This window comes from Kosmotoga sp. (assembly GCF_982836095.1).
Genome location: NZ_CEYIHJ010000058.1, coordinates 1 through 9959 on the forward strand (window position 1 = coordinate 1; position 9959 = coordinate 9959).

9 protein-coding genes are annotated in these 9959 nt (G+C 41.7%); 1 reads left to right on the forward strand and 8 read right to left on the reverse strand.

All coding sequences use genetic code 11. The annotated features are described in order from the left end of the window. Positions 1-30: 30 nt before the first annotated feature. The 4 genes from AC3LHT_RS05365 to trpS are packed head-to-tail and all read right to left on the reverse strand — an operon-like array spanning position 31 to position 3025. Positions 31-768, reverse strand: coding sequence for a pseudouridine synthase (locus tag AC3LHT_RS05365; RefSeq protein WP_290667702.1), 738 nt, complete (start codon positions 766-768; stop codon positions 31-33). After that, on the reverse strand, positions 695-1288 hold the full coding sequence (scpB, locus tag AC3LHT_RS05370) for an SMC-Scp complex subunit ScpB (protein ID WP_488662195.1): 594 nt from the start codon (positions 1286-1288) through the stop codon (positions 695-697). Before scpB ends, AC3LHT_RS05365 begins: the two co-directional genes overlap by 74 nt. Then, positions 1288-2040 carry a segregation and condensation protein A gene (locus AC3LHT_RS05375; protein WP_290667699.1) on the reverse strand — a complete coding sequence of 251 codons (753 nt, stop codon included), beginning with the start codon at positions 2038-2040 and terminating at the stop codon, positions 1288-1290. The genes scpB and AC3LHT_RS05375 overlap by 1 nt, the downstream gene beginning before the upstream one ends. Position 2041: 1 nt before the next feature. Next, complete coding sequence (trpS, locus tag AC3LHT_RS05380; protein ID WP_488662196.1) at positions 2042-3025, reverse strand: tryptophan--tRNA ligase; 984 nt, start codon at positions 3023-3025, stop codon at positions 2042-2044. Positions 3026-3118: 93 nt separating this feature from the next. Between trpS and AC3LHT_RS05385 the strand changes: the two genes are divergently transcribed. Further along, positions 3119-3859: a CPBP family intramembrane glutamic endopeptidase gene (locus tag AC3LHT_RS05385; protein ID WP_488662197.1), complete on the forward strand. Its 741-nt coding sequence runs from the start codon at positions 3119-3121 to the stop codon at positions 3857-3859. A gap of 53 nt (positions 3860-3912) precedes the next feature. Here AC3LHT_RS05385 and AC3LHT_RS05390 read toward each other — a convergent pair whose 3' ends face one another. The 4 genes from AC3LHT_RS05390 to AC3LHT_RS05405 form a co-directional block, all read right to left on the reverse strand. Next, positions 3913-4746 carry a carbohydrate ABC transporter permease gene (locus AC3LHT_RS05390; RefSeq protein ID WP_290646762.1) on the reverse strand — a complete coding sequence of 278 codons (834 nt, stop codon included), beginning with the start codon at positions 4744-4746 and terminating at the stop codon, positions 3913-3915. Positions 4747-4758: 12 nt separating this feature from the next. After that, entirely contained in the window at positions 4759-5634 is an 876-nt protein-coding gene (locus AC3LHT_RS05395) for a carbohydrate ABC transporter permease (RefSeq protein WP_488662198.1), read from the reverse strand. A 61-nt stretch (positions 5635-5695) separates the two neighbouring features. Continuing rightward, a complete protein-coding gene (locus AC3LHT_RS05400) occupies positions 5696-6886 on the reverse strand; it encodes a sugar ABC transporter substrate-binding protein (RefSeq protein ID WP_488662199.1) in 1191 nt (396 codons plus the stop codon). A gap of 13 nt (positions 6887-6899) precedes the next feature. Beyond that, positions 6900-9959, reverse strand: a 3060-nt coding sequence (locus AC3LHT_RS05405) for a glucoamylase family protein (protein ID WP_488662200.1), incomplete at its 5' end; no start/stop codon positions are given.

Below are 9959 nucleotides of genomic sequence, written 5' to 3' on the forward strand. Positions count from 1 at the left end.
CCCCCTTGGATAGAAAGCACTCGGGGACCCTTAGCGGTCCCCTTTATTTATTCTGAATACCTCTTCTTTACTCAATTTTTTCAACATGCCTGGCTTTGGGACTATGTCAATTTTTAGGTCGCCTATCGCGGTTCTCTTTAGAGCTATTACCCTTTTATTTAAAGCCCTGAACATTTCCCTAACTTCACGCTTATGCCCTTCGTGAATTTTAAGCTCCACAACTGTGCCTTTACCCTTTCTCTTCAGAAGCCTCACTTTGGCTCCAGAAGTATTATAGCCGTCTCTCAATGTTACTCCCTTTCTCAGAGCTTCTAACTCTTTTTCAGTCAATGTAGCATTCACAGTGGCTATGTATGTTTTTTCAATCTCTGAAGAAGGGTGAGTGACTTTATTTGCGAAATCACCGTCATTTGTTAGAAGTAAAAGACCTTCTGTATCTTTGTCCAGCCGACCAACGTGAAACACTTTCTCTTTTATTTTTCCAGCTATAAGGTCTGCTATCGTTGGCCTTCCTCTATCGTCTTTCATCGCAGTAAGAACTCCTGCTGGTTTGTGCAGAGCATAGACTACTCTCTTTTCACAGCTAATGTTCACTTTTTTGTTATCAAGAAGGATATCAGAAGAGGAATTTATCTCTACCCAGGGATCGGTAATAACTTCGCCATTGACCTTAACGTGGCCAGATTTTATGGCTTCAGCTGCTTTTCTCCGGGATAGATTCGTGTTTCTCTGAAGAAATCTCTGAAGCTTTTCCCTCAGTTTCCTCAACCTCCTCTGATGGCAATTCAAGACCCTGGACGATCTCTGAAAGGTCATTTATTTGAAAGGTGTCGTAAAATCTGTTGGTTACTTTGTACAGATAAGGGCGTCCCGGAAGTTTTGATTTAGATTTTCTGATAAGTTTCATGCGGCTGAGTTCCAGAAGCTGGGATTGTGATGACCTCCCTCTTATGAGTTCCACGTTCGCTCGTGTTATTGGACCCCGTATAGCCACGATTGCAAGCACTTCCATCTGAGAATCTGTTATACTCACAATTGGTCGTTTGCTTAGTTGTGAGACATATTTTTGAACTTCCTTCTTCGTATAAAAGCGTAGTTTGCCTTTTACAGCCTTTAAATTGACACCATGGTTGGGGCTATTGTATTCTTCTTGAAGTTCTTCAATTAGAATCATGACCTGGTTGAGTTTCATTCCGAGAATTTTGGCGATCCTTTTCGGTTCTATTCCCTGTTTAGCAGCAAATATGAGTGCTTCCACTGCTGCTTTTTTGGTGAGTTCGGTGGCCATTACTTCACCTTCCCCGTTTCCTGTTTTTCAACAACCTGCATCGTTACAATTTCAACACCAGCAAAAACCCTTTGTATAATTGGCTCAGGATCCAGTGCGATTATTTCGTATCTTCCATATTTTATGAGTTCGAGCACTGCAAGGAAGGTAACAATCGCTTCTATTCTACTTTTACAGCCTTTTAATAGCTCAAGAAGTCTTATTTCCGGATATTCATTTTCAAGTTCTTCCATGCGTTCTTCTACACTATATAATTCAGCGGTTATCGTATAAACCTTCTCTTTTTCAATCGTTTCTTTGAGTATACTCTTAAAACTTCTGACAAGCCTTTCAGGAAGGGAATCCACAGCTGTATCTTCTTCAGTAACTCCGACTTTAACTCGCTCGTAAGAATAAGATTCGTACAGTTTTTCCCTGAATCTGGTTGATAATTCTTTAAGGGTTTTGTATTCCTCAATTTGTCGATAAAGCTGTGTCTGCTGTTTTTTTAACTCTTCAGCTTCTTGAGGGCTTAGTCTTGGTAAAAGAGCTTTTGATTTCATTTGCATAAGAGTTGAAGCCATAACAATGAAGTCAGTGGTAACTTCCATATCGAGTTTTTTCATCTTTTCGATGTGCGCAAGGAATTCATCCGCAATAATTGTTATTGGTATTGAGCGGATATCAAGCCTGTGCTTCCTCACGAGGAAGAGCAGCAAATCCAGCGGACCTTCAAACTCCGGCAAAGAATAAACGAGCCTAAGTTGTTCCATCTTACCAACTCACCTTCATGGCATCTCTTACCTTCTTCATTGTTTCTTGTGCACATTCACGAGCTTTTTTATTTCCATCTTCAATGATGTCCATTACCATATCGGGATGCTCATCAAAAGCTTTTAGCTTTTCCCATACAGGTTGTAATTTAGCCACAAGGTTCTTATGCAATACCCTCTTACAATCGAGACAACCAATACTTGCGGTTTTGCACCCATGTTTAACCCAGTCTAATTCATCGGTAGAATGAGTAAAAGCCTTGTGATAGAGCCATACAGGGCACTTTTCAGGGTCTCCCGGGTCAGTTCTTCGCTTGCGTGCAGGATCTGTCATCATCGGTGCCATTTTCTTCCAAAGGCTTTTTTCGTCACTATCTATGAGAATGAAGTTATCATAGCTCTTTGACATTTTCCTGCCGTCTGTACCTGGCAATTTTGTCACCTTAGACAAAATTGGCTTTGGTTCCGGGAAAACCTCAGCAAAAAGGTTGTTGAACTTTCTGGCAATTTCCCGGGTGAGCTCTATGTGGTAAACCTGATCCTCTCCAACGGGAACACCATCAGCGAGATACATGAGCACATCAGCAGCTTGAAGTACGGGGTACAGTAAAAAGCCCGCACTGGAAAGATCCCTGTCCGTTATCTGTTCTCTTTGCTCTTTGTATGTTGGCATTCTTTGAAGCCGTGGCACAGGGACAAGCATTGACAAAAGTAAGAAGAGTTCCGCGTGCTCCTTGATAGCAGATTGTATGAAAAGAACTGACTTTTCCGGGTTAAGTCCTGCTGCAACATAAGTTCTTATTATGTCTATGGTCCATTCTTTAAATTCTTCCGTACTATCTATATGAGACGTTAACGCATGCCAATCAGCGACAAAGTAATAACACTGATTTCCCTGCTCTTGAAGTTCCACCCATCTGTCAAGGGTAATAAGATGACCAAGATGCAATTTTCCAGTTGACCTCATACCGCTCAAGATACGCATTCAAGCACCTCCAACTATTTTGGCCTTCTTGAGTATTTTATCATATTGCCATGTTTAATTCCCCTTATGCTATCCTTGAATCAGGAGGTCAAAATGCCTTATTTGCTGTTTCTCTTTCTTATATCTCACATACTCATTATACGGTTTCTCGGAAAGGCGTTGGAACGAAAAATGCGCCTTAGAGGGTTTGCCTTGTTGCTCTTCATTTCACCATTTAGCATCTCTCTCAGCTTTCTCTTTGCCAAATTTTCCAGATTGGACTTTCAGGAACTTGGGATATCCTTTGGAGACTTTATCCCCGGCTTGCTTCTTATTGCCCTGTCGATTCCTTTGGCATTGGTTTCCTTTTTCAGTATCCTTCGCGCTCCAGCAGTGTGGATTATGAGAATAAGGTACGGGAGTGTGAACAAAGCTACCCCTCAATTACTTTATAGCTGGCTGGTGGTCGGAATCGTTGAGGAACTGTTATATAGAGGTTTCTTTCAAGGAGGGCTTAGCAAATACATAAAAATGAGCTTTTTAACGGTGGAATTGGCAACTGTTATTGCCAGCCTCGTATTTGTTCTTGTCCACATTGGCAACGTTCTGGTAAAAGCAGAAAGCCTAAGGAACTTTCAAAGGGATTTTGTCCCAAGGCTCCTTGCTTCCTTCATTTTAGGATACAGCTTTCAAATTTCCCACAGCCTTTTATACCCTATAATCATCCACAATTTGCTGGACGGTTTGACAATGACAGGTCTGATTTACAGAAAAAGGAAAATACTGAACGAAAGACATGAAATCCTTTTTAACAAGGAATCCCCTCCGAAAGAGGATGAAAATCAAGGCGAATAGTCTTTTTACAAAGCAAAAAGGGATCTCCACAACACACGGTGTTGCATTATACATCAGAACTTCATGCCGCTCATTGAAAGCCCTTTGATTATGTATTTCTGTGCAAAGAAGAACACGATAATTATGGGAATTATGACAATGAAAGACCCTGACATTTGCAACGCTATTTTTTCGCCGTATTGGCCTTGTACAACGGATATAGCGACAGGAAGCGTGTACATTTTTTCGTCAGTTGCCACAATCAGTGGCCAGAGGAAAGAGTTCCACGCCCCAACGAAATTAAATATGGTGAGCGTTGCAAGAGCTGGTTTTGAAAGAGGCAAAATTATCTTAAGAAATATGAAGAATTCTCTTGCTCCGTCCATTTTTGCCGCATCTATAAGTTCATCTGGTATGCTTGTAATGAACTGTCGCATAAAGAATATACCAAAGGCGCTGGCAACCCCTGGCAATATCAGACCGGCGTATGTATTTAACAGGTTCAAAGAATTCAAAATAAGATAAACTGGAATGAGTGTCATTTGTCCGGGAACCATTAGAGTTGCGAGGACCAGTAGAAATAGCTTTTCTTTGCCCCGGAACCTGAATTTTGCAAAACCGTACCCTGCCATGGCCGAAAGCATTACTGAAAGAAAAGTCGAAGTAACTGCCACAATGATCGTATTTAGAAGTGGCCTTCCAAAATCCACTGTTTTGAAGAGTTCAATATAATTGTCAAAAGTCGGTCTGTGAGGGACCCACCTTGGGGGAAATATATATATCTCATCTGGATTCTTAAAAGATGTTGAAACCATCCAGAAAAAGGGGATAGCCATGATGAGAAATGCCGCGAAAAGAATTATATGTACACCCAGTTGCTCTATAAAGGGGATTTTTTTCTTTCTCATGATTTCAACTCCTTACTCTTGATACTTCCGCAAACGCATCTGAATAGCCGTAAGCGCCAGAATAATGCCGAAGAGTACCACTGCAACGGCTGAAGCATATCCGAAATTGAACTGGTAAAAACCCTGCCTGTACAGGTAAAGTACTATCGACATTGTCGAGTTAAGCGGGCCGCCTTTTGTGAGCATATAGAGTTCCTCAAATAACTGAAGGTAGCCTATGACAAGCATTACACTCACGAAAAGCAATTGTGGCCTTAACGATGGCACTGTTATGTGCAAAAATTGCTTCCAGCGATTTGCTCCATCGAGCTCAGCGGCTTCGTACAGAAAATCGGGGATATTTTGCAATCCTGCAAGAAAGAGCAACATATTTGGCCCAATAGCTTTCCAAACGACAAGAGCTATTATGGAAGGCATTGCCCATTTTGGATCTGATAGCCAATTTTGCCCCGCAATCCCGAAAAGCCCGAGAAACCAGTTCAACAAACCATATCTGGGGTTGAGTAGCCAGGCCCAAACCACTGCGATGGCAACGGTATTTGTTATGGAAGGCAAATACAGACTTAGTCGGAAGAAACTCTTCAAATAGGTTGCCCCTCTGTTCAAAAGCAGGGCGAAAAGCAAAGAAAAAATTATCGTCAACGGCATGGCGACAACTAAAGCATAAAAAGTGTTGAAAAGGGCTTTCCAGAAAATTTCATCAGAAAAGAGGTTAATGAAATTCTGAAAGCCGATGAACTTTGCGTTTCTCCAGTCAAAGATAGCATATACGTTGAAATCTGTTACCGAGATGAGTAGAGATAGAGCTATGGGAATAATTATAAACACTGTCATGATGAACAGCGCGGGACCAAGAAAAATCAAAATGGCACTTAACCGCGTTTTCATATCGAACTCCTTTCTGAAAATATGCCATCCCTCTCTTGAGAGGGATGGCAGGTGGGGGAAATCACTTTAAGATCTTTGAAATTTTTTGTGTCATCTCGTCAATAGCTTCATCTGTTGTGATTTTTCCAAGAACTCTTTTTTCCAAAACTCCTTCCACAATGGATTCAATTTTCTCCCATTCAGCAATATTTGGCGTTGCTCTTGCATCTTTTAACTGTTCACCAAAAACAGAGGTGAAGGGATCATCTTTTAACTCACTGTAATTCCAGACTTCCTTGACAGCTGGTAGAGCTTTTAGAAGCTGGTACCATTGAAGTTGTACTTCTGGTGTAGACATAAATTCGACGAATTTCCATGCCAGTTCTTTGTTCTTCGAGGTCTTGGATATGACCCAGTTACTTCCACCCATAAAAGATGTTCTGGTGATTTTTTCCGGCATTAGGGCAACTGCCCATTTTCCATCAATTTGTGGAGTCTGTTCGTGTATCATCGAAACCATCCACGGACCGGTGAAAAACATGGGAACAAATCCCGAAGCGAAATCCTGGAATATATTTCCACTACCAGCTTTTGGAACAATATCCTCTTCAAAAAAGCGTGCAAAATAATCTAGAGCCTCTTTAAAATTCGGTTCATCCACTTTAAGCTTGTTGTTTTCGTCAATAACTGTTGCACCGTTTTGCCAGACAAAGGGTATGAATTCCTGTATTTCGTTTGTTTGAAATGTAAGCCCATACATATCGGGCCTCTCCGCCAATTTTTTCGCTGCATCGTACAACTCATCCCAATTTTTTGGTGCCTCTGTGTATCCTACTTCAGCGAGCAAATCTGTGCGATAAAACAAAACCCTTGTGTCAACGTACCAGGGAATCCCATACACTTTTCCTTTGTAAACACAGGTGCTCCAGGAGCCGGGGAAAAATTTATCTTCCGAGATTATCTCTGACTTCTCTATGTATTTTCCTAAATCCTGGAAAGCGCCCATAGCACTGAAACTTGGCATCCATGTTGTACCCATTTGGATGACATCAGGGAGTTGTCTTCCAGCAACACCTGTGAGCAATTTCTCGAAGGCATTGCTCCAGGGCAAAGCCTGGACTTCAACTTTAACGCCCGGGTTTTCTTTTTCAAATTCCTGTGTTACAACAGGCAAGGTTTTAGCTTCCTCTCCCATTGCCCAAACTTTGAGTGTAGTTCCGCATATGGAAATAGCAAGTAAAATCAACAAAAAAGAAATAACTATCTTTTTCATCGTTCTAACCTCCTCATTTGAGGGTTAACGTGCCCCAGTTTTCAGGATGAGCCCATATATCCGGCAGATTATTCCAGGAAATGATATTTTCCCTCACATATTCTCCCAAACCGGCGTCTTTCATATTTGAATTATGAATGGTATAGCAGAACCCGAGATTCATTCCAGGAGCTGGCTCTAAATTCAGATATTTTACCGGGACTTTGAATTCAAGGTCATAACCATAGTCAGTTCTCTTCGTAGCGACTTTAATTTCAGGAGCAACATCGGAAATTTTTCCTGGATTAGCATCTTCATGCCTTACAGCCTGCGGGTTTCCTTCGGTATCGAAAGGCAAAATGGCGAGTTTCATAATCCCCGCATCTGATCCTGCCCTCGAAGGGTCTATGTAGAACTCCACAGAATCTGTACGGTAGAACGCTCCAAGATCTGTGGGTTCAATGTTTATAACAAGATACTCATCATAGACTTTTGAGGCTATATACAGATTTTCCTCATCCCACATTACATAGAAAGTGCTGTGAAGTACCTGTTTGGTCTTATCAACTTTCTTTATACCTCCTGCTGGTACGTTCATTTCCTCATTCACAACATAACCCTGAACGCCCTCCCATTCAGCAAGGTCACCGTCGATGGTTACGGGTTTTTCAGCTTTTATTGCAAAGGCAACCTTTTCAGCAGGAGCATGCATGAGTTTTTCAAATTCCTTTTGATACCAGGGGGTTATAGCGTAATCTGTTTCCTTTTCTACGAAACCAAGGGCTTTGAGGGAATTTTGAATGTATTCGCTTTTCATGAAATATTTCCAAATCAAACCGCTGCGATAATTTTCAAGCATCAGTATGATGTCTCCAACGTCGATGCCCACAAACTCGTCTGAAACCCAATTCGCATCAGCATTAAATCCGCTTACAAACCCATATTTTCCCCAGATGATAGGTCCATACTTTTCTAACATACCTCTAACCGCGGATATTGAAAGATCGGGTGTAAACACGATAGAAGCGATGGAGGCATAAGGAGCTATTGTGCCATCATGATTATCCTCTGATGCACCGTAGGCTTTGTATCCATTGGGACCATCACAGGCACTCAGTCCCCAAATATCGACATCATAAGTTTCATAGTCAAACCTTTTCATGAAAGTAAAGAGCCAATTGTACCTGGTGGCAACTTCCGCATTGTTGAAGTAGTTTGCGTATTTATCTTCTTTGTTCCTGAAATCCACCCAGATGTTCGGATACTGATAAACAAAAAGTGTTTCCTGTGGCAGGGATATATAGGTATCGTGTACCGGCCTGTAGATTTTATCCCAGGATTCTGGTGGAATGGGATAAGTAGGAGAACCTATTGCAAGTATATAAGCGAGGATACCTTCGTTGAAAGAGTCCCAACGGGCACCAAGAAAACCTCCTTCAGGCTTCCAACCCATGGAAAGTACCCCATCGTCAGTCAACATCCATTGCCAGTTCACGTTTCTGTACAGTTGATCGGCCAATTTTTCAACTTCTGTTCCTGCAAAATACTCCTTGACAAACAACACACCTGCCATGAGGAGGGCTGTATCAATGGAAGAAAGTTCACAGTCCCAGGCCCTTTTTCCTGTATTCATATCGACAAAATGATAGAAAAAGCCATTTTTACCTTCTACTTTTCCTTCTGCAAAGGTCTTCAAGGTAGTAAGAACTCTTTCATATCCTTCTTCCCTGCTTATCCAGCCATTTTCAATCCCGACAGGTATCGCTGTTAGTCCAAAACCAACAGCCGCTATACTCGCCGGGACATCTTTTCTTGTTCTGTCCTTTATTAGCCCATTCTCTGGATTGGCTTCATTCCAGAAATAATAGAAAGCTTTTTTCTCCACTGCTTCAAGCAAAGCGTCGTCATCGAGATTCAAAAGGTCATCGATTTCCTTTATAATAGCTGGATCGGCCATTTTCATTCTGTCATCGAAGGTGAGCACTTTCATTGTTTCCACATAAAAACCATCTATATAGAAGGGTTCGGTGAGCGGAATTTTATTCTTTTCCGCATCAAAACCGGCAAAAGCAAGATATACTTTGTACTTGTTACCGGGCTTGATTTCTTTCATGCTGCCTGCGAGTTCGAAACTGATTTGATTCCAACCTATTTTCACTTCATCATTTGAAAAAACGCCACCGACCCATGCCCAATCTTCGGTGAGATCAGCCATGCCAAAGAAGAACATGGTGGGAATAAGCTTTGTACCCTCTGGAATATAAAGATTCATAGTTATCTTATTGCTGCGGCTCCACAATTCAACCATATCTTCTGGAATAGGCATTGCCACTTTCGTTTCAGGAGCTTCACCAGATGGAGTGACTTTCATTGAAGCTGTACCCTGAACAACGAAATCCTCCGAAAGCTCAAAATTAGCACCCGTGTTGTCGTTATCAAAAGTAGCCAATTCTTCTGGAGTATCCATAGACCAGATGTAATTCCGGACAACCTCTTCTTTGACCGGAATAAACAGACCATCGATGTTAAATGGCTCGGTTAAAGGTACTTTGTTCCCAGACTCATCAAGAGTGGCAAAAGCAAGATAGATGGTGTACTTACCGCCCTCTTTTACCTTTTTCATGTTATCTGATAAAGCAAAAACTATCTGGTTCCAGCCAGGGACAGTCTTTGTTTCTGAGAATACTCCATCAACCCATGCCCAACCATCGCTGAGATCTGCCATGCCCATGAAGAACATAGATGGGGGCAATTTCGCGGCTTCAGGAATATAAAGATTAAGAACAACCTCTTCAGCATTTGCCCAATCTTTGAGCATATCTTCAGGTATATTGAGCGCCACTTTAGTTTCAGGAGCACTACCAGAGGGGAGTATTTTCATAGAGGCCGTTCCCTGAATGAAATGCTCGGTATCGAGTTCAAAGGTAGCACCTGTGTTGTCATTGTTGAATGTGGAGATTTCTTCCTCTGTATCCATGCTCCAGATATAAAGGCCTTTAGGAGCCTTAACAACTTGAATGGGTTTTTCAGTTACTTCAGGTTTTTCAACTGTTTTTTCGACAGCTAATACTGGTCTAACGACATATAGCCCATC

Coding starts and splice junctions, on each gene's coding strand:
- scpB (WP_488662195.1), bottom strand. CDS start 1,288: ATGGCCACCGAACTCACCAAAAAAGCAGCAGTGGAAGCACTCATATTT.
- AC3LHT_RS05375 (WP_290667699.1), bottom strand. CDS start 2,040: ATGGAACAACTTAGGCTCGTTTATTCTTTGCCGGAGTTTGAAGGTCCG.
- trpS (WP_488662196.1), bottom strand. CDS start 3,025: ATGCGTATCTTGAGCGGTATGAGGTCAACTGGAAAATTGCATCTTGGT.
- AC3LHT_RS05385 (WP_488662197.1), top strand. CDS start 3,119: ATGCCTTATTTGCTGTTTCTCTTTCTTATATCTCACATACTCATTATA.
- AC3LHT_RS05390 (WP_290646762.1), bottom strand. CDS start 4,746: ATGAGAAAGAAAAAAATCCCCTTTATAGAGCAACTGGGTGTACATATA.
- AC3LHT_RS05395 (WP_488662198.1), bottom strand. CDS start 5,634: ATGAAAACGCGGTTAAGTGCCATTTTGATTTTTCTTGGTCCCGCGCTG.
- AC3LHT_RS05400 (WP_488662199.1), bottom strand. CDS start 6,886: ATGAAAAAGATAGTTATTTCTTTTTTGTTGATTTTACTTGCTATTTCC.